Here is a 19120-nt window from a genome sequence, read left to right on the forward strand (position 1 = left end):
CCGCGCCAGGCGCCTCGGCCGATAGGCTCAGTTTCCCAGGGTCTCGGGGGGAGCCCGGTAAAGGCTGCGGTGAGTCCCGTATCGTGCGAGAATCCGCGCCCAAAATCCCCTTGAATTCTTCCCCGGAAGCTAATGACTCAATTGTCGGCGTCGGGCGCCGCGGGCAACTCGCCGCGGCGGGTGCTGTTTGCGAGCTTGATCGGCACCACCATCGAATACTTCGACTTCTACATCTACGCGACGGCGGCCGTGCTGGTGTTCCCGAAGCTGTTCTTCCCGGCGGGCGATCAGGCTTCGGCCACCCTGCAGTCGCTGGCGACCTTTGCGCTGGCGTTTTTCGCGCGGCCGCTGGGGTCGGCGCTGTTCGGCCATTTCGGCGATCGGGTCGGGCGCAAGGCCACGCTGGTGGCCGCGCTGCTGACGATGGGCCTGTCGACGGTGTTCATCGGCTTGCTGCCGACCTACGAGTCCATCGGCTTGTGGGCGCCGGCGCTGCTGGCCTTATGTCGTCTCGGCCAGGGGCTGGGCCTGGGTGGCGAATGGGGCGGGGCGGTGCTGCTCGCGACCGAGAATGCGCCGCCGGGCAAGCGAGCCTGGTACGGCATGTTCCCGCAGCTCGGGGCGCCGCTGGGTTTCATTTGTTCGACAGGTGTGTTTCTGCTGCTGACGGAATTCCTGAGCGATGCCGAATTCTTCGTGTGGGGCTGGCGCGTGCCGTTCGTTGCCAGCGCGCTGCTGGTATTCGTCGGCTTGTATGTCCGGCTGCGTCTGCACGAAACGCCGGCGTTTCAGCGAGCCATCGACAACAACGAGCGCGTGCGCATGCCCATGCTGACGGTGCTCGGCAAGCACCCGACGACCCTGATTCTGGGCACGTTCGCCGCCACCGCGACGTTTGTGATTTTCTATTTGATGACGGTGTTCTCGCTGAGCTGGGGCACCAGCGCGCTGGGTTATTCGCGCCAGGAATTCCTGGTGCTGCAGATGATCGGCGTGCTGTTCTTCGCGCTGACCATCCCGGTCTCGGCGGTGATCGCCGACCGCCGCGGCCGCTTCACGATGCTGATTGCCGCGACGCTGGGCATCATGGCGTTCGGCCTGTTTTTCCAGCCGCTGTTCAGCTCGGACTCGGCGCTGCGTGTGGTCATATTCCTGGCCTTGGGGCTGGGCCTGATGGGCCTGACCTACGGGCCTTTGGGGACGGCACTTTCGGAGTTGTTCCCGACCTCGGTCCGGTACACTGGCGCCTCTTTGACGTTCAACCTCGCCGGCATCGTCGGCGCCTCGCTCGCGCCGTACGTGGCCACCTGGCTCGCCACGCACTATGGCCTGGCATATGTCGGCTATTACCTCACGGCCGCGGGCGCGCTGACTTTGCTGGCGCTGCTCTTGATCCGTCGGCCCCAGCCACAATCTTGAGCCTCACTTTTTAGTCTTCGGCAAAATTCAAAAGCACGCGCAATGCTCTCAACCGCCAACGTCTCCATCCAATTCGGCGCCAAGCCCCTGTTCGAACAGGTCTCGGTCAAGTTCACGGACGGCAACCGCTATGGGTTGATCGGCGCGAACGGCTGCGGCAAGTCCACGTTCATGAAAATCCTCGGTCGCGAGCTGGAACCCAGCTCCGGCGAAGTGATGCTGGTGAACGGCCTGCGCGTCGGCAAGCTGCGCCAGGATCAATTCGCCTATGAAGACCAGCGCGTGCTCGACGTGGTCATGCAGGGCCACGCGGAAATGTGGGAGGCAATGGTCGAGCGCGACCGAATCTATGCGAACCCCGAAGCAACCGACGCGGACTACATGCACGCCGCGGAGCTCGAAACGAAATTCGCGGAATACGGCGGCTACGACGCCGAAGCCCGCGCCGCCAGCCTCTTGAAAGACGCCGGCATCGACCCGTCCTATCACAACGGCCCGATGCGTGAAGTCGCGCCGGGCTGGAAGCTGCGTGTGTTGCTCGCCCAGGCGCTGTTCTCGCGCCCCGACGTGCTGCTGCTCGACGAGCCGACCAACAACCTGGACATCCATTCCATCGGCTGGCTGGAAGGCGTGCTGAATCAGTACGACGCCACCATGATCATCATCAGCCACGATCGTCACTTCCTGAATCAGGTGTGCACGCACATGGCCGATCTCGACTACGGTCAGCTGAAAATCTGGCCGGGCAACTACGATGACTTCATGCTCGCCTCGGTGCAGGCGCGCGAACGTGTGGAAGCATCGAATGCCAAGGCGAAGGAGCGCATCTCCGACCTGCAGGAATTCGTGCGACGCTTCTCGGCGAACGCTTCGAAGGCGCGCCAGGCGACGTCCCGCCAGCGTCAGATCGAAAAGATCAAGATCGAGGAAGTGAAGCCGTCGTCGCGCCAGAATCCGTACATTCGTTTCGAGCAGGAAAAGAAGCTGTATCGAAACGCAGTGACGGTGGAGGAGCTCGGCTTCACCTATCCCGGCGCGGACCAGCCGGTGCTGGACAATGTGAATTTCAATGTCGAGGCGGGCGAGCGCATCGCCATCATCGGTCAGAACGGCGTCGGCAAGACCACGCTGATGCGTCTGCTGGCCGGCGAACTGCAACCGACCAAGGGCACGATCGCCTGGGTCGACAGCGCCAAGGTCGGCTACATGCCGCAGGACCCGCAGGCGGAGTTCGCCAACAAGCTGGACCTGTTCACCTGGATGACCGAATGGCGCGGCAAGGGCGACGACGACCAGATCGTGCGCGCCACGCTGGGGCGTCTGCTGTTCTCCGGCGAGGAGACGCGCAAGTCGGTGAAGGTGCTGTCCGGCGGCGAGAAGGGCCGCATGATCTACGGCAAGCTGATGCTGCAGCGGCCGAACGTCCTGCTGCTCGACGAGCCCACCAACCACATGGACATGGAAACCATCGAGTCGCTGCAGATCGGCGTGGAGAAGTATCCGGGCACCGTGATCTTCGTCTCGCACGACCGCGAGTTCGTCGGCGGCGTGGCCAATCGCATCATCGAATTGCAGCCGGGCGGCAAGCTGGTGGATTTCAAGGGGACTTATGACGAATACCTGCGCTCGCAGGGCCTGACGGTCTGAGCCGCGCCGTTAAAATATTCGTCATCAAGGGGCGAGCCGTGTATAGTGATCGCGGCTCGTAACCTTTCTCTTTATCTTATCTTGGTCCGCGGCGAATTCCTCATCCATGCTTTCGCCGGCGCTACTCCTGGCGCGACCAACTCAACCTAAACCGAATCGTTGCCGAACCGTGGTGGGTGTGCGTTGTGCATAACCCGTATTTGCGGCCTGTTTAGGCGTTCTGCTTTGGATGGGTAGGACGCGTTGAGTGCCGGCTCGATACCGGCGGGTTCGCGTTTTGTATTGGAGTTTCGAATGAGCAAGATTTACGTGGGCAATCTGCCCTTTTCCGCCGATGAAAATGCGGTCCGTGACCTGTTCGCGCAGCACGGCACCGTCGAGTCCGTGGCCCTGATCATGGACCGTGAAACCGGTCGTCCCCGCGGTTTCGGCTTCGTCGAGATGCCGCGTGCCGATGCGGCCCGTGCCATCCAGAACCTGAATGGCCATGACATGGGCGGCCGTCCGCTCAAGGTCAACGAGGCGCAGGACAAGCCCCGCGGTGGTGGCGGCGGCGGTGGCGGTGGCTACGGCGGCAACCGCGGCGGCGGTGGCGGCGGCGGTCGCTGGTAATTTCGATGCCCCACGACGCTCATGGCGTCGTGGGGCGTTGCTTCGAAGTAAGGAGTTGCGATGAAAGCTACCGGCGCCACAGAGGCCTGGCTCGAAGTGCCGTTCGTGCGCAGCTCCGTGACGCCTATTGCTGCACCCGAAGGCTGCGAAGGAACGTGGCACAAATATGTGATCTCCCAGGGCGACAACGAGATCACCGGCCTGCGCGCGGGGACCCTGACTGAGGTCATGCAGCACGTCGACGGCCTGACCGAGCGGTTGAACGAACGCCGGGTCGGCAAGCAAAAACACAAATAGCCCCGTCTTCTTGCCGCCATCGCGGGCCCGCGACTACAGTCGCGCCATGCATGCGATGGAAACGCTCAAATACCTGTTGATTCCACTGCGCGGCGCCGCGCTCGTGCTGATCGTTGTCTTCAGCCTGCTGTTGCTGCTGGCAGCGCAAGGCGGCTTGCTGGGTGTGCCGCTGGCGTTGCTGGTGCTTTCCTGGTTTTCCAAGTACGGGTTCGTCTTGCTGGATAAGGTCGCGGACGGCGTGAACGAGCCGCCGGTGCTTGCCATCGAGATGCTGAATCCTGCCAACGAGTCGCGGCCGCTGGGATTGCTGGCCATCGTCGGTCTCTTCTATGTCATCACCGGCCTGCTGCAATCCACCTTGGGGCACGAAGCGGTCACGGCGATTCGCGCGCTCGGTCTGTTGCTGTTGCCCGCGATCATCATGATGCAGGTGATGGAAGGCTTCTTCGATTCGTTGAATCCCATCAGCCTGCTGCAGATCGTCGTGCGGGTGCCTGACAGCTATGCCTTGATTCTCGCGTTGCTGGGTGGCGCATGGTGGCTGGCGAGCGCGCTCGTTACCTGGTTGCCGGAGGCAGAGTTACCGTTCTCCATTGCGATTCCGTTCGCCGATGTATTGCGTGTCGCGATTCTGATGTACGCGTGGCTGGCGTCGTTCGCCATGATCGGCGGCGTTTTGTATGTCCGCCGCGCCGAGCTCGGCTTCGAGCCCGCGCACACGCCGGAGCGTGCGGCGGAAAAGGCGGAGCGTGAACGGCAGCGTGAGATCGACCTGCTCATCGATCGTATCTTCGCCGAGTGGCGCGGTGGTGCGTATGGCAATGCGTGGCGGACCATCGAGAGGCATTTGGCCGGGAGCGCGCGGCCCGGTGACGAGTTACAAATGTTGTTTCAACGCGCGTCGCAGTGGCCCGATCAGCGGCTCGCTCATCGGTTGGCTCAAGAACTGATTCCACAATTGCTGGCTGCTCGCCGTACCGGCGATGCGTTGAAGGTCGCGAGATCGCAGCTGAAGTCGGATGTGAGTTTCCGGCCGATCAAAAGCGAAGACACCATCAAACTGATCGAGCTCGCCCGCGACGGCGGCGATCGCCAGACAGCTCGCATGCTGCTGGCGGGCTTCGCCGAGCGATACGAAGACGACGTCGCTCGCCGCATCGCTGGCCAGTTGGCGCAGCAGTTGGAACGGTGAGCTTCGATGGCCGATTCAGCGCGCATCCATGTATATGTTCAACCGCGGGCTAGCAAGACCGCTGTCGTCGGGATGCACGACGGCGCCGTAAAGATCAGACTTGCGGCACCGCCGGTGGATGGAGCTGCCAACGCCGCGCTGGTTGAATTCGTCGCGGAGCAGGTTGGAGTCGCGAAGTCGCGAGTGAGGATTACTGCCGGGTTGACGAGTCGTCGCAAAACGGTTGAAGTCGATGGTGTGACGGCGGAGCAACTTGCTCGCGCGTTGTCCATTTGATCGGAGGAGCCGCCATGCCGCTCGATTTCGAAGGTAGTTACATCGAGAGATCGGCGCTCGTCATCATGCACTACCAGGCCGACGTCTTTACCATCTGGCATCAGTACGACTGGCGTCGTTCTCTCGAGCGTCACGTGGACCAGCGATGCGGATTATGACGTGCGTCTCGTAAAGGATTGTTGCTATGACCCGGATCAGGCGGCGCATGAGGCGCTGTTTCGAAGCGGGTTCGGTGGGCGGGTGCAGGTGATCTAGCCGCTGCATTTGATTGAACGGCCACCATCTACGTATTGGCAATAGATGACCTGATCTGGCGAAGTCGCACCGATCGACGAGAGGGAAAGCGCCAATGATCCCTCGGGCCTGGCCGCTGCTGATCGTTATATTGTGGTTTGCGAGCGCTGCGCATGTGAGCGTCAGCTTTGCGCAGAGCGCCGCCGATGTGCCCCAGCGTGGGCGGCTGATCGAGAATCCACCACAGCAGCTCGGGCTCTATTCGCCCTCCGATCTGATCTCCAATGTCACCGGCGGGACGATCTCCCGCTGGTTGCTTCGGCGTACGTTCACGCCGCAGTGCTCGGTCGTCGTGTATCACTTGCGATATGGAACGGTCGGCGGACAGGGAGAACCGACGACAGCTTCGGCTGCGCTCATGGTTCCAGCGGGTTCGAATCCGGCGTGCGTGAGTCCGCGGCCCATCGTGCTGTATGCCCATGGAAAGAGAAATCTCACGTTCTTCAACATGGCGGACCTATCGGGGAACAACTATGAAGGGCTGATCGTCGCGCTGGCGCTGGCGGGCGACGGTTACATCGTCGTTGCGCCGAACTACGCGGGCTATGACACATCCACGCTCGGCTATCACCCGTTCATGAACGCAGACCAGCAGTCCGCCGACATGATGGATGCGCTCGCTGCCGCGCGTGCCGCGTTGCCGTCGACGAGTGTTGCCGACAATCAAAAGCTGTTTATCACGGGCTACTCGGAAGGCGGCTACGTCGCGATGGCTACGCATCGCGCTTTGCAAGCAGCGGGCGTTCCGGTTACTGCATCCGCGCCAATGTCGGGACCTTATGCGCTCGTGGCGTTTTCCGATGCCATGTTCATGGGGCAGGTCGGCAGGGGCGCGGTGGAAGAGGTGTTGATGCTGGCATCGAGCTACCAGCATGCATACGGAAACATTGATTCAACGGTGGGAATGTTTGAAGCGAAGTATGCGTCGGCCGCGACGCTGCTGCCCGGCCTGATTGGTCCCGGCACGCTCGTCGCGCAGGGACTGATGCCGGAAAGTGCCGTCTTTAGCAACGCCCCGCCGCTTCCCGAGCTCGCCTGGATGACTCCGGCCACCTCGCCCGGAAAGTTGGCCTCCGTGTTCGCTCAAGGATTCGGCACGGACAATCTGATCACAAACGACTATCGGCTGCGCTACTTGCAGGATGCGTTCTCGGCACCGGACGGTGGCTATCCGAACACGACGACAGGTTTGCCGCCTGACGCTCCAGCGAACCTGCTGCGACAGGCGCTAAAGCGGAACGACTTACGCAACTGGGTACCGATGTCGCCGATGCTTCTATGCGCTGGCGACGAGGATCCGGTGGTGTTCTATCTCAATACACAGCTGATGGAAGGTTACTGGGCCGTCACTGCGCCTGAAAGCCCAGTCACCGTTCTGGACATCGACGCACCGCCCTCGCACGACGGCCCCTATAAGCATCTCAGAAGAAGCTTCGCAGACACGAAGTCGCTGATGAAATGGATCGAAGGCCGATCCGCGGTCGTCGAGGATTATCACGACGTGCTCGTGCCGGCGTTCTGTCTGCAAGCGAGCAAGTCGTTCTTCGACGGATTCTGAAAAGGCGGGCGAGTTACATCGAACTCACGGCCAGTCGCGCCATCGATGCGGCCACGCAGCCGGCGACCACGACAAGAACCGGTGCGCGCGTGGCAGTCAGCACCACGAATGCAATCGCCGCGATCGCAATGTCGGTCCGCTCATGCACGGCGCTGGTCCAGACGGGATTGTAGAGTGCGGCTGCCAGAAGACCGACCACGGCCGCGTTGACGCCGGCGATTGCGTTGGCGGCGCCGGGTGTTCGGCCAATGGAGTGCCAGAAGGGCAGCATGCCCGCCATCAGCAGCAGGCCGGGCAAAAAAATGGCGAGCAGGCTCACCGTTGCGCCCGTCAGATCATCGACCTGCTCGATGCGTGCGCCTAAGAAAGCAGCGAGCGAGAACATCGGCCCCGGCACTGCTTGGGCTGCGCCGTAGCCTGCAAGAAAATCGTCGGCATGGACCCAGCCCGGATCGACCACCGCTTCCTGTAACAACGGCAACACGACGTGACCGCCGCCGAAGACGAGTGCGCCGGTTCGATAGAAGGCGGCGGCTATCGCGGCGAGCGGCGATACATCGGCGGGCAGAACGAGCGATGTCACAAGAAGCGCTGCGCAGATGACGATCAGGATCAGGCCAGTGCGTGGCCCGTAGCTGGGCCGGAGATTCGCGCCGTCGGTTCCGCCCGAGCCGCGACAAAACAATAGCCCGGCCACGGCGCCACCGACGATCACGATCAATTGAAGAAAGGCGGTGCTGTCGAGGATGGCGATCGTCGCCGCTGCAATGGCGATGAGTCTGCGCTTCAGGTCAGGCGTCAGTCGCTGCGCCATCGTCAGCACACCCTGCGCGACGACCGCGACTGCAAGCAACTTCAAGCCATGGATAGCCGCTTGACCATATGGTTCGTGCAGCAGCGGGATGGCCCGTGCAAACGCGAGCAACAACAGCACCGACGGCAACGTGAATGCCACGAACGCAGCAATGCCACCCATCCAACCCGCACGCAACAGGCCGAGGGAGAAACCGACCTGACTGCTGGCCGGGCCCGGCAGAAACTGGCCCAACGCGACCAGCTGCGCGTACTGCGCCTCATCGACCCAGCGGCGCTTCGTGACGATCTCGCGGTGAAAGTAACCGAGATGCGCGATCGGTCCGCCGAATGAAGTCAGGCCCAGCTTCAAGAATGTTTTGAAAACCTCGGGCCAGTCGGCGGGGTGAGGGTTTGTCATTCAGGTGTGACTCGCGCCGGCGTCGGGCTCATGAGCTGCATCATAGCCCAGGTCAACCAGAAACGAGCTCGCGCGTTACATCCCGTACTGTTCAATGTGCTGGGAATGCCAACCGATGCGATGCCTACTTCTTTCAGTATTCATGTTACTCAGCGCGTGTGGCGGCGGTGGAGACGAGCCATCGGTGCCCGATGCATTCGCCCAAGTCGACAGCGCGGCACGCGCGGCTTACGTCGAGCACGGCGTGCCGATGGGGCTCGCGGTCTACAAGGCCGATGGCACCAAGGTATTCGAGCGTATGTACGGCGACTTCGCGCCGGACCGTCGTGTGGCCATTGCGTCCGCGTCCAAGCTCGTGGCGGGTGTCACGCTGTTTCGTCTCATCGATGAAGGCTATTTGTCGCTCGATTCGACGACCGCTGAGGTGCTGGGCTGGACGGGAACGAAAGGTGAGATCACGCTGCGTCATCTGCTTTCTTTTACGTCGGGCCTCGAACCTGAGAACGCCTGCACCGTTCAACCGGGCATCACGCTCGCCGACTGCGTGGATCAAATAGCCCAGGGCGATCTGCTCGCTCCGCCCGGTACGCGCTTCGATTACGGCAGCACGCACTTGCATGTCGCGGCTCGCATGGCGGAGGTTGCTGTAGGCGCAGAATGGAACGCTATCTACGAGCAGCAACTCCGCCTGCCGCTGCAGCTCTCGCCGGAGTTCGTCTATTACTCCGCACCTCGCCAGGTCATCGGAGCAAATCCAATCAACCCGCTCATCGCCGGCGGCATGCGCGCATCGATGAACGATTACGCGAATGTTCTGCGCTTCGTTTACGACAAGGGACGATGGCAGGGTGCGCAACTGCTTGCGCCCGGCATCTTCGACCAGCAAACCATGGAGCCTTATCCCAATGTGATCATCGGCAGTACACCGAGCGCACTCAACGCACGCTATGGGCTCACTGCGTGGCTCGAGTGTGCTACGCCCGCCACGGGATGCTCGACGATCTCTTCACCGGGTGCGTTCGGATTCACGCCATGGCTGGATCGCGCGACCGGCTACTACGCCATCCTCGGCATGGAGCTGGACGACCTTCGCGCCGATCGCGGCATCGGCCCGCTGATCCAGCAGACGCTGAAGCCGCTGATCGTGGAGGCTGTTACCGGGCATTAGTGCTCACTCCGGGCGTTGCCGAGCCTTGCTTGCGTCCCTGAGTTCCTTGGCCTACTGTGCCGTCCGTCACGCGGTAGAGCCCAAAGACAGCTATGAACCACGCATCGCATTTTCAGTTGCTTGCCGAGTACAACCGCTGGATGAATCGCTCTGTGTTCGCCGCAGCCGCCAAACTCCCCGCGGATGAAGTCACGGCGGACAAAGGTGCATTCTTCGGTTCGATATTGGGCACACTGAATCACCTGGCGGTGGCAGACACCATCTGGCTCAAGCGTTTCTCAACGCATGCGTCCTGCGGGACCTCTCTGCAGTCGATGAGCGACGTGCCATACCCGGCGCGGCTCGACCAGACATTGTTTGCTGATTTGAGCTCGCTGCAAGGCTATCGCGAACGGCTGGATGAGTTGATCATCCAATTCGTTGCAGCGCTGGAAGACGATGCTTTGGACCAGCCTCTGATCTTCTCCAGCTTGAAGGGCGCGAAGGCCGCCCGCAATTTTCGCGCCGTGCTCATGCACTTCTTCAATCACCAAACGCACCATCGGGGTCAGGTGACTACGCTGCTCTTTCAGGCGGGGGTGGATCCAGGATCGACGGATTTGTTGGTGTTGGTTCCGGCGGAGGAGGTTGGCGGTTGAGGGGGCTACTTTTGGTCAGGAGCGGAAATTCGAATGTCAGCGGGCGATTTGATTGAGACTGATGTTATATACAGTTCGTCAAGATTGAGATAATCTGCTGCCAGCACGAATCATCTCGCTGGTGCCCCATGAAAGCATTCCTTGCCGACGATGACTGCCACGCACGCGTCGCGCGTACCGAGGAAACACGAGCCATCGGGGATCAGATCACCGAACTCTCCGGCCACATCAACGCCGCCACCTATCGCTTGCTAACTCTCATCGCGGAGTTCGATCGTCGATCCGGCTGGAACGACGGCGCCACGCAATCGTGTGCGCACTGGCTGAACTGGAAGTGCGGCATCAGCTTCTGCGCAGCGCGCGAGAAAGTGAGAACGGCGCGCGCGCTGGAGAACCTTCCGAAGATTTCCGCGGCGATGGAGCGCGGCGAGCTCAGCTACTCGAAGGTGCGCGAACTAACGCGCGTAGCCTGCCCGGCCACCGAAGACTACCTGTTAACGATAGCCATCCACGGTACTGCTCACCACGTTGAGCAACTCGTTCGTTACTACCGCCACGCCAAAGAAGCCGAGGAGTTGACCCGTGAAGCACGACAGCAGAAAGATCGCGCGCTCCAGTACTTCTACGATCATGACGGGTCGCTGATCATCAAAGCTCGCTTGCCCGCCCAGTCTGGCGCGCTTTTCATGAAGGCGATCGACCAGGCCGTCGACGATCTATGGGAGACCGAGCCGGAGCCGGTGGAGGCAGAAACTCCAGCTGGAACGCCGAATGTTAAATTCCTGCCAACGCGGACCCGGCGTGCGGATGCGCTGGAACTGCTGGCCGAGAGTTTCCTTCAGAACGGCGCCGCGACGTTGAGCGGCGGCGACCGGCAGCAGATCGTCGTGCACGTCGACATGGAAACATTGCGGACCGGCTGTGCGGGCCGCTGCGAAATCGAGCACGGCACACACATCGCCGCCGAAACTGCACGACGTCTCGCATGCGATGCAAGCGTCGTCGGCATCGTAGAAGACGAGCAAGGTGAGCCGCTCAACGTCGGCCGCAAGACGAGAAGCGTACCGCCGGCCCTGCAACGCGCGCTCCGCTCCCGCGATAAAGGCTGCCGGTTCCCCGGTTGCTGCAACACCCGCTACACCGACGCACACCACATTCATCACTGGGCACGCGGCGGCGAAACAAAGCTATCCAACCTCGTTACGTTGTGCAGGTTTCACCACCGCGCCGCGCACGAGGGTAAGGTCGAAATCCATGTACTGGACGACGGCGCGATTCGTTTCCTACGCCCGAACGGCGAGAGCTTCGACAGCATCGCGCCGGGCCACAGCCACCCGATGAGCGACTGGCGCGAGCTGCCTCGACATCATGATGAGCAAGGCATCACCATCAATGCCCGCACAGCCGTCACGCGCTGGGATGGCGGCCCGATGGATTTCGGCATGGCGGTTGACGGCCTGCTGTACCGAACTCGGGCGGCGAGGAATCCTCCACGTGGAGGATTGTCGGTCGGCGGGTGATCGCGTGGAGAAGGCAAAGAAGATGGGGCAGGACGGGAATTAGGAGTGCGCCGTCCGGGCTGATGCCTGGGCACAGCATCGATGGGCCGGATGTTTCTTTGCAGGAGGGCTGCCCTCGGACCGAAAGCTGACATCTGCTTTATCCCACGGCCTACCGCCCCGGCGGCGACGCCCAAATCTCATGCCCATCAAGCCCACGGCGAGCAACGCCCACGTGCCCGGCTCCGGCACGTTGTGAATCGCAAACGTACCGAGCCAGTTGCTGCCGAAAGTGAGCTGGCTGTGAAACCAGTTGCCGTCCTGCAGGTAACCCGTGAGCCAGCCGTCGCTGTAGACGAGATCGCTGCCGTAGATATTGAAATTGACCCACTCATCGATGAAGAGTCCATCGCCGGCATTCGCATATCCGAACTGTCCGCCGGAGATATCGAGGGTGGAGAAGCCAGTCCAGCTGCCATAGTGACGCGAGTCTGAAAATGCCAGCAACCACTCACCGTCGTAGGTGTCGAATACGCTGGCGTAGAGAACCGATGTGTATGGATGCGGCGAGCGGCCCTAGATCACCGCCCGACTCACAATCCACTCTCCCAGCGTCCCCACCAGCGACATCACCAGCGCTCCGCCGAGCGCCCAGCCGAAGCTATCGACCTTCAGGTGATCCGTCAGCTTGTCCGTGATCACCAGCAGGATTGCGTTGATGATCCAGCGAGTGATGAAGGCGAGCAGCCAGGCGATGCCGAGGGTCGCGACCGTGAAGACTGCGAACAGCAGCCAGCCCAGAAGGAAGTTGAGCACGCCGAAGATGGCGGCGACGAGCAGGGCGCTCTTGGGGCCTTTGACGTGGAAGCCGGGCAGGACGGCGGCCGTGACCCACACGGCCACGGACAGGATCAGCCAGGAGATGAGCAGTCTCATGCCGGAAGTCCCTTTGATGGGCTGAAAGTCCACAGTTTCTACAGATGGCGGGCCAGGGGCAATAGGGGAAGGAGGTGTGTGGACCGCCCCGGGAGCAACGGCGATCAATTCACAGCGGTCGCGTCGTCGACGGGTAGCAATTCCAGTCCGCCGTTTTCGTCGTCGGTCAGCACCAGGGTTTTCACATCGCCGTTGTCGACGTGAAAGCGGGTTGGCCCCATCACCAGTGTCGAGGTGCCCGCGAAGTAGAAATAGACGTCGTAGTCGCCGGCTTTGAGCGTGAATTCGCTGGAAGGATTCTGATACGCCAGCGACGAGACCGACGGCGTTGTGTCGTCGTCATCGAAGTCCACCGTCGCGCCCGGCAAGCGCAGATACAAATCCAGCAACTCGGAATCTTCGAGGCTGCCCGCGCCATGCAGAAACCGAAAGCTGGCCTGTGTCGGCACGCTGCGGGCGTTGGCGGAGAGCACGACTGCGTCGACGACGGAGGCGGGGCCCATTGCGTACGCCGTGTAGTGGCCACCGGCGACGGCGGTGAATTCTTCGAAGAACACATACGGTGAGCCAGCGCCGGCCGGTACGGCGATCATGCCGTTCTCGCCTTTGTCGATGGGCGCATAGTCCGTCGACTGCCGAAAGCCGATGTTGGTCGCCAGCGGATCGGCGAGCCCGGAACCCACGGTGATGTCCAGTGCCGGTGTGTCATGCGAGATGTGCACGAACTTCAGTCCGGCGCCGTCGCGCGCGTCGCGTTGCTCGCCGCTGCCGACGATCAGAAGTTTGGTGGCGATCGATGTCGGGCCGTTGGTGTCGGCGATCGCCATCATGATCCGGCTCTGTTCCGAGAACGTCATCGAGTCGGAGCGATACAGAACGTTGCTCGTGCCCGCGGCCATCAACTCGACGACCACGTTGGCCGATAGCGTCGAGTCGTCATCCAGATCGTTGCTGTCCCGAACGAGTGACAGCTCCAGCGGTGTCGTGGTCTCGGTGATCGAGAGCGTATCGACGTAGTACCTCGAGGCGAGGCCAGCCTTCGATGCCGTTACATAGACATCAACCGCCGGCGTGTCCGGCGACGCGTGCGTGAACTGCAGGATGAGTTTGTCGTCGTCGACATCGTCGCGCTGGTCCAGACCTTCGATCATGTAGGTGTGGATGTCGTCCAGGCGGCCGTACGCGACGATGGTGTATTCCGTTCCTGCGAGGAAGGTGTATGCCGATGCGCCGCTGACCGGCGTCTCGGTCTCGTCGTCATCATCATCGTCGTCGAGGTCCGCGGGCAGGACCGCGCTGAAGCTGAGAGTGTGTTGGCCCGGGTGGCCTGCGGAGAAGCTGGTCGCACCGCCGTAGCCGGCGCTCGACACCGTCGTGTCGTCGACATCGATTTGCAGTGTGGGTGAGTTCTCGACCAGGTTCAGTGAGCGCAGATGAAACGTCGTCTCGTCTTCGTTCAACGAATCGTTGCTGCAAGCCGCAAGCAATCCCAGCAGCGCGAGGGCGCCGACCGCCCGGGTCCAGGTTCGCATCGCGTGCCTCTCAGAATGCATTGCCAATCGAGAACTGGAAGCCTTCGAGCTCATCGCCATAGTTCAACTCCGTGCTCCTGCGGTACGTGAGGGGCACTGCGTAACTGAATCGGAACAGGCCCAGCGGTGCGAGCCATTCCACGCCCACGCCGACGGAGGTGCGGAAATGGTTCCAGTCGAAGTCGTACTCGACGGGGAAGCCGCCCTTGTCGGTGAACTGGGTGTCGCCGAGATAGGCGACCTGGCCGAAGTCATAGAACAAGGTGACGCGCGCGCTGTTTCTGAATTTCTCGGGCATGGGCAGGATGGCTTCGATCTGTCCAGTGATCGCGAAGTCGCCGCCATAGGGATTGCCCAGCGAGTCGCGCGGGCCGAGATACGATTCCTTGAAGCCGCGCACCGAGCCGGGACCGCCGACGAAGAAATTCCGTTGTGGCGGCAGCGCAGTGGTATCGCCGAATGCCGCGCCGTAACTGACCCGTGAGCCGACGCTCAGTGGCATCCAGTCCAGATAGGGAAGGTGGATGAACTGCTTGTAGTTGTAGCTCGCGAGGTAGTACTCGATGTCGCTGCCCGGTGGGGTCGCGCTCAACGAAAGCTGATGACTCGCCCCTCGCGTCGGGAAGATCAACCGGTCGCGGCTGTCGTAACCCCAGCCGAGATTGATCTCGAACACGTTGTACTTGGTGCCGAGGATGGTGTAGCCGCCCGACTCTTTCTCGTAGGGCGAGCCGTTGATCTGCACCCAGTCCTGGAACTGCTGCGAGCTGTAGACGGTGGTTGCGAGTTGCGCGGACTGCCAACTGGTGCCCAGGCGCAAGCTCTGGTATTCGCTGAGCGGGAAGCTGAAGTCCATGCCCGTCAGCCAGGTCTCGGTGGAGAAGTCCGAGGAGGCCGAGGTGAGTTGCGTGACCTTCCGATAAGCGAGGCTCGTGGTGAGGCCGATCTCGTCCAGGGTCAGATACGGGTTGGTGTGCGAGAGGCTGTAAGCCTTGGAATACTTGCCGGAGTTCAGCTCGAGCGCGACGCGCTCGCCGGTGCCCAGGAAATTCGAGTGCACGATGTTGCCGTTCAAGATGAACGACTGCGATTCCGAATAGCCGATGCCGCCGCCGAACTGGCCGGGCAGGCCTTCCTCGATCTTGAAATCCACGTCCACCAGATCCGGCGTGCCGGGGACAGCCGTCGTTTCCGCGTCCACCTTCTGGATGAAGGGCAGGCGTTGAATGCGTTGCTTCGAGCGCTCGATGGCGGCGTTCGACAGATACGAGCCTTCGAGCTGGCGCAGCTCGCGACGGAACACCACGTCGTTGACGCTCGTGGTGCCGTTGAAGTTGATGCGCCGGACGTACACGCGATGTCCGGGATCGACGACCAGCGCCAGCGAGAGTTGTCTGGTATCGGGATCGATCTGCGGCACGGCATCGACTTTGGCGAAGGCGTAACCGTCGAGGCCGAGGCGCAGCGTCATGGCCTCGGTGGACTGCGTTACTCGTCGCAACGAATACAGATCGCCGGGTTGAATCATCACCAGACGGCGCAGCTCGGACTCGGGCACGACCATCTCGCCGCTGAGCCGGACCTGTGAGATGCGATACACCTCGCCCTCGTGCACGTTGAGGGTGATGAACATCTCGTCCTTGTCCGGGGCAATGGCGACTTGCGAGGAGGTCACCGCGAAGTCGGCGTAGCCGCGATCCATGTAATACGAGCGGAGTTTTTCGATATCGCCGGACAGCGACTCGCGCGCGTAGCGATCGTCCTGGCGATACCACGACAGCCAGTTCGGCGTGCTCAGCTCGAAGGGTTCGGTCAGTTCCTCATCGGTGAAGGCCTGGTTGCCGGTAATGTTGATTTGCCGGATGCGGGCGCGTTTGCCCTCGGTGATGTCGATCGCGACCTTCACCTTGTTGCCGGGCACGTCGTCGGCGCGGGCGTCGATCCTCACCGCATACTTGCCGCGTGAGAAGTATTGCTCGGTGAGATACTGGCGCACTTCATCGAGCACCGATTGATCGAAGGCCTTGCCGGCCGCCAGGCCGACATTACGTAGTGAGCGCTCCAGATCCTCGGTCTTGATGTCCTTGTTGCCCTTGACCTCGAAGCTCTCGATGGTGGGCCGCTCCAGCACCGCGACGATCAACACGCCGCCATCGCGCCTCAGCTCCACGTCCTTGAAGAACGCCGTGCCGTATAGCGCCCGGATCGCTTCACCGAGCCGGCGGCTGTCGACGGAGTCGCCAATGTTGATGGGCAGGTAGTTGAAGACCGTGCCTTCGCTGATCCGCTGCAGGCCCTCGATGCGAATCTCGCCGACCGTGAACGCGGCGGCGGGCGCAGCGCTGCTCAGGTCCTGGGCGCGTAACTTTCCCATGACCAGTGTGTTTGACACTGAGGCGCATGCGAATAGACAGACGACGAGGGGTCGCGACATTCGCAGGTGGATGCGCGGGCGATGTAAAGAGTCGCAAGTCCATCGGAGCAGAGTTTGCCTATCGGTGTTGTTTCCAACTCTGAATCGCCAATGAATGGTTACAATTCAGTACTTGATAAAAACGGAGTGATGGAACATGCAACGATTCCGGTCTGGTGTTCGTGCCGTGCTCGCCGCGGCGTTACTTGCCAGCGCCCCACTGGCCATGGCGGCGGACGCGGCCCCGTCGTTACCTGCCTGGGTGGCCGAGAGCAACAAGCACTCGCAGATTTTGCTCGAAGTCGTCGCCAGGTATTCGCCCGAGGGGGCTTCGTCCTTCGGCGTCGAGGGTCATGAAGCCGAGGTTGTCGATCTGAAGCCCGGTTTCCTGGAGCGCCAGCAGACGGACTTGAAGGCGGCGCAGGCCCAGCTCGAAACGGTGCGTGCGACGGTGAGCGATGCACGGGTGCGTCAGGACATCGACATCCTGATCAAGGCTGCGCGCGATCAGCAGCACACGATCGAACTCAATCAGCGCCTGTTACTGCCGTTCCAGGATATCGGTCAGCTGGTGTTCCAGGGGTTTCAGGATCTGCTCGATGCGCGTGTCGATAAGAAGCGTCAGCAGGCCGCGGTCGTGCGTCTGCGCCGCTATGTGGGTGCCGAGAAGGGCTACGAGCCGTTGACCTTGCTGGCTCGCGCCCGTTACGAGGAGCGCGCCGGTGATTCGGCGTTGATCGGGCCGTGGGTCGTCGAGGCTCAGCAGTACCTGGACAACGTGCCTCGCTTCATGGATGGCACCGAGCAGTTGTTGAAAGGCAGCGGCTTGAAAGGCTGGCAGCGTGACATGAAGACGCTGCGCAAGCAGTTCGCCGAGTATGAGACCTGGGCTCGCGCCACTGTGCTGCCGCGTGCACGCAAGACCAATCAGCTGCCACTGGAGCTGTATGCCGACAATCTCAAGAACGTCGGCGTGGACGCCAGCCCGAAGGACATCATGGAGCGCGCGCTCGCGGACTATGTGCAGACCCGCGACGAGATGGTGCTGACCGCCGCCGAATTGGCGAAGCAACGCAACTGGCCGGAATCCGACTATCGCGATGTCATCCGGCGTTTGAAGAAGGAACGGATTGCGAAGGACCAGCTGCTGGATTTGTATAAGAGCCGGTTGCAGCAGATCGAAGCCATCGTTCGTGACAAGCGCATCGTGACGTTGCCGGAGCGGCCGGCGGTGATCCGGTTGGCGAGCGATGCCGAGTCGGCCGCGCAGCCGGCGCCGCATGTGGATCCGCCGAGGTTGATCGGCAATACCGGTGAGCCGGCCGAGTTCGTGTTGCCGACCTCCAATCCCAACGCAAAGGCGGGCGCCGAGATGGACGACTTCAGTTACGAAGCTGCCGCCTGGACGCTCACGGCGCACGAGGCTCGCCCGGGTCACGAATTGCAATTTGCCCGCATGCTCGAACGTGGCGTTTCAACGGCGCGCATCGTGTTTGCTTTCAACAGTGCGAACGTGGAGGGTTGGGCGCTCTACGCGGAAGCGGTGATGAAGGAACATCTGCCCGTGGAGGGGCGCATCGGCTCGCTGCAATTTCGCATGATGCGTGAGGCGCGCGCATTCCTCGATCCGATGTTGAATCTGGGGCAACTGCAGCCCGAGCAGGCGCTGCGTTTCCTGATGGACGAGGTCGTGCTGTCCGAGCCGATGGCGAAGCAGGAAGTGGATCGCTATACATTCCGCGCGCCCGGCCAGGCGACGTCTTATTACTACGGCTACTCGCGCTTGAACGCGCTGCGCACGCGGGTCGAGCTCGCGCAGTCAGGACGATTCGACGCGCTGGCGTTTCATGACTTCATCGTCAATCAGGGCCTGCTGCCGTTCGATCTGCTCGAGCAGGCGGTTATGACTGAGTTTGTGCCGATTCCGAGCGGCGGCCGGGCTCAGTGAGGTTCTGAGTGGTGCTCCGGCCGCTGCTGACGGTGCGGCCGGGCGCCCTCGACTTTTGCGAGCAAGGACAGCGCGGTTTCATATGCCGAGCGGGCCGTGCGCAAACTGACCGATTCGCCCGCGACCGCTTGTTTCTCCAGTTCGGCGCGCAATGCCGGCAGCGCATCCTTCAGGCTGGCGAGCAATTCCGGCGCGGCGGCAATCAGGCGGGCATTGGCTTCGGCGCTGCCGTCATCGGGGCCGGCGGCGTTGTGGCACAAGGCGATGTGCCAGACCACGCCCTCGATGACTGCGTCGATGCAGGGTTCGTTGGGATAACGTGGATCGACATTGATGATCCAGGGTCCTTGAGTGTGTTGTCCCATCCGTCTTTCCTTTCACGGCCGCCCTTAGCTGATACGACTCTGTGTTGAAAGAAGTTCAGCCCTCTCACCACACGTAATAACGACGCAGCCTCGAGCGGATTGTCCATCGTCGG

General features: G+C 61.9%; 18 protein-coding genes. 12 read left to right on the forward strand and 6 right to left on the reverse strand.

Going from position 1 to position 19120, the window contains the following annotated elements:
- The first annotated feature begins 132 nt into the window (after positions 1-132).
- From EKO19_RS13605 to EKO19_RS13640, 8 genes are all read left to right on the forward strand, one after another.
- The gene (locus EKO19_RS13605) at positions 133-1419 is read left to right on the forward strand and encodes an MFS transporter (protein ID WP_129776930.1); all 1287 of its coding nucleotides are present in this window, start codon (positions 133-135) and stop codon (positions 1417-1419) included.
- 42 nt (positions 1420-1461) lie between these two features.
- Entirely contained in the window at positions 1462-3066 is a 1605-nt protein-coding gene (locus EKO19_RS13610) for an ABC-F family ATPase (RefSeq protein WP_129776931.1), read from the forward strand.
- 294 nt (positions 3067-3360) lie between these two features.
- A complete protein-coding gene (locus EKO19_RS13615) occupies positions 3361-3678 on the forward strand; it encodes an RNA recognition motif domain-containing protein (RefSeq protein WP_129776932.1) in 318 nt (105 codons plus the stop codon).
- Positions 3679-3738: 60 nt separating this feature from the next.
- Positions 3739-3975: a hypothetical protein gene (locus EKO19_RS13620; RefSeq protein WP_129776933.1), complete on the forward strand. Its 237-nt coding sequence runs from the start codon at positions 3739-3741 to the stop codon at positions 3973-3975.
- Between the two features lie 55 nt (positions 3976-4030).
- Positions 4031-5167, forward strand: a complete 1137-nt coding sequence (locus tag EKO19_RS13625; protein WP_129776934.1) for a hypothetical protein — start codon at positions 4031-4033, stop codon at positions 5165-5167.
- 6 nt (positions 5168-5173) lie between these two features.
- Positions 5174-5443 (forward strand): DUF167 domain-containing protein, encoded by a 270-nt coding sequence (locus EKO19_RS39830; RefSeq protein ID WP_129776935.1) that lies wholly within the window; start codon positions 5174-5176, stop codon positions 5441-5443.
- Between the two features lie 14 nt (positions 5444-5457).
- Positions 5458-5601 (forward strand): hypothetical protein, encoded by a 144-nt coding sequence (locus EKO19_RS38270; RefSeq protein WP_157995249.1) that lies wholly within the window; start codon positions 5458-5460, stop codon positions 5599-5601.
- Positions 5602-5792: 191 nt separating this feature from the next.
- Entirely contained in the window at positions 5793-7295 is a 1503-nt protein-coding gene (locus EKO19_RS13640; RefSeq protein ID WP_129776936.1) for an alpha/beta hydrolase family protein, read from the forward strand.
- A gap of 13 nt (positions 7296-7308) precedes the next feature.
- Here EKO19_RS13640 and chrA read toward each other — a convergent pair whose 3' ends face one another.
- The gene (chrA, locus tag EKO19_RS13645) at positions 7309-8508 is read right to left on the reverse strand and encodes a chromate efflux transporter (RefSeq protein ID WP_129776937.1); all 1200 of its coding nucleotides are present in this window, start codon (positions 8506-8508) and stop codon (positions 7309-7311) included.
- A gap of 184 nt (positions 8509-8692) precedes the next feature.
- On the opposite strand from chrA, the gene EKO19_RS13650 reads away from it, so the two are divergent.
- From EKO19_RS13650 to EKO19_RS13660, 3 genes are all read left to right on the forward strand, one after another.
- The gene (locus EKO19_RS13650; RefSeq protein WP_217705320.1) at positions 8693-9676 is read left to right on the forward strand and encodes a serine hydrolase domain-containing protein; all 984 of its coding nucleotides are present in this window, start codon (positions 8693-8695) and stop codon (positions 9674-9676) included.
- A 92-nt stretch (positions 9677-9768) separates the two neighbouring features.
- A complete protein-coding gene (locus EKO19_RS13655; RefSeq protein WP_129776939.1) occupies positions 9769-10314 on the forward strand; it encodes a DinB family protein in 546 nt (181 codons plus the stop codon).
- Positions 10315-10442: 128 nt separating this feature from the next.
- Positions 10443-11834 (forward strand): HNH endonuclease signature motif containing protein, encoded by a 1392-nt coding sequence (locus EKO19_RS13660; RefSeq protein WP_129776940.1) that lies wholly within the window; start codon positions 10443-10445, stop codon positions 11832-11834.
- Positions 11835-11873: 39 nt separating this feature from the next.
- Here EKO19_RS13660 and EKO19_RS13665 read toward each other — a convergent pair whose 3' ends face one another.
- The 4 genes from EKO19_RS13665 to bamA form a co-directional block, all read right to left on the reverse strand.
- Positions 11874-12320: a PEP-CTERM sorting domain-containing protein gene (locus tag EKO19_RS13665; protein ID WP_129776941.1), complete on the reverse strand. Its 447-nt coding sequence runs from the start codon at positions 12318-12320 to the stop codon at positions 11874-11876.
- A gap of 69 nt (positions 12321-12389) precedes the next feature.
- Entirely contained in the window at positions 12390-12749 is a 360-nt protein-coding gene (locus EKO19_RS13670; RefSeq protein WP_129776942.1) for a phage holin family protein, read from the reverse strand.
- Positions 12750-12853: 104 nt separating this feature from the next.
- Positions 12854-14281 (reverse strand): DUF4397 domain-containing protein, encoded by a 1428-nt coding sequence (locus tag EKO19_RS13675; protein WP_175597047.1) that lies wholly within the window; start codon positions 14279-14281, stop codon positions 12854-12856.
- A 10-nt stretch (positions 14282-14291) separates the two neighbouring features.
- Positions 14292-16655, reverse strand: coding sequence for an outer membrane protein assembly factor BamA (gene bamA, locus EKO19_RS13680; protein WP_157995250.1), 2364 nt, complete (start codon positions 16653-16655; stop codon positions 14292-14294).
- A gap of 196 nt (positions 16656-16851) precedes the next feature.
- On the opposite strand from bamA, the gene EKO19_RS13685 reads away from it, so the two are divergent.
- Positions 16852-18642 (forward strand): DUF885 domain-containing protein, encoded by a 1791-nt coding sequence (locus EKO19_RS13685; protein WP_175597048.1) that lies wholly within the window; start codon positions 16852-16854, stop codon positions 18640-18642.
- On the opposite strand, the gene EKO19_RS13690 is transcribed toward EKO19_RS13685, so the two are convergent.
- Complete coding sequence (locus EKO19_RS13690) at positions 18636-19007, reverse strand: hypothetical protein (RefSeq protein WP_129776945.1); 372 nt, start codon at positions 19005-19007, stop codon at positions 18636-18638. The two genes, EKO19_RS13685 and EKO19_RS13690, sit on opposite strands and share 7 nt — an antisense overlap.
- Positions 19008-19120: the final 113 nt, after the last annotated feature.

It is taken from the genome of Peristeroidobacter soli, assembly GCF_004138485.1.
GTDB lineage: Bacteria > Pseudomonadota > Gammaproteobacteria > Steroidobacterales > Steroidobacteraceae > Steroidobacter > Steroidobacter soli.

What these genes read in the sequence shown, in the direction of transcription:
- EKO19_RS39830 (WP_129776935.1), top strand. Translation starts at nt 5,174, where the DNA reads ATGGCCGATTCAGCGCGCATCCATGTATATGTTCAACCGCGGGCTAGC.
- EKO19_RS13620 (WP_129776933.1), top strand. Translation starts at nt 3,739, where the DNA reads ATGAAAGCTACCGGCGCCACAGAGGCCTGGCTCGAAGTGCCGTTCGTG.
- EKO19_RS13615 (WP_129776932.1), top strand. Translation starts at nt 3,361, where the DNA reads ATGAGCAAGATTTACGTGGGCAATCTGCCCTTTTCCGCCGATGAAAAT.
- EKO19_RS13640 (WP_129776936.1), top strand. Translation starts at nt 5,793, where the DNA reads ATGATCCCTCGGGCCTGGCCGCTGCTGATCGTTATATTGTGGTTTGCG.
- EKO19_RS13670 (WP_129776942.1), bottom strand. Translation starts at nt 12,749, where the DNA reads ATGAGACTGCTCATCTCCTGGCTGATCCTGTCCGTGGCCGTGTGGGTC.
- EKO19_RS13625 (WP_129776934.1), top strand. Translation starts at nt 4,031, where the DNA reads ATGGAAACGCTCAAATACCTGTTGATTCCACTGCGCGGCGCCGCGCTC.
- EKO19_RS13690 (WP_129776945.1), bottom strand. Translation starts at nt 19,007, where the DNA reads ATGGGACAACACACTCAAGGACCCTGGATCATCAATGTCGATCCACGT.
- chrA (WP_129776937.1), bottom strand. Translation starts at nt 8,508, where the DNA reads ATGACAAACCCTCACCCCGCCGACTGGCCCGAGGTTTTCAAAACATTC.
- EKO19_RS13610 (WP_129776931.1), top strand. Translation starts at nt 1,462, where the DNA reads ATGCTCTCAACCGCCAACGTCTCCATCCAATTCGGCGCCAAGCCCCTG.
- bamA (WP_157995250.1), bottom strand. Translation starts at nt 16,655, where the DNA reads ATGGGAAAGTTACGCGCCCAGGACCTGAGCAGCGCTGCGCCCGCCGCC.
- EKO19_RS13685 (WP_175597048.1), top strand. Translation starts at nt 16,852, where the DNA reads ATGCAACGATTCCGGTCTGGTGTTCGTGCCGTGCTCGCCGCGGCGTTA.
- EKO19_RS13660 (WP_129776940.1), top strand. Translation starts at nt 10,443, where the DNA reads ATGAAAGCATTCCTTGCCGACGATGACTGCCACGCACGCGTCGCGCGT.
- EKO19_RS13655 (WP_129776939.1), top strand. Translation starts at nt 9,769, where the DNA reads ATGAACCACGCATCGCATTTTCAGTTGCTTGCCGAGTACAACCGCTGG.
- EKO19_RS13605 (WP_129776930.1), top strand. Translation starts at nt 133, where the DNA reads ATGACTCAATTGTCGGCGTCGGGCGCCGCGGGCAACTCGCCGCGGCGG.
- EKO19_RS13675 (WP_175597047.1), bottom strand. Translation starts at nt 14,281, where the DNA reads ATGCGAACCTGGACCCGGGCGGTCGGCGCCCTCGCGCTGCTGGGATTG.
- EKO19_RS38270 (WP_157995249.1), top strand. Translation starts at nt 5,458, where the DNA reads ATGCCGCTCGATTTCGAAGGTAGTTACATCGAGAGATCGGCGCTCGTC.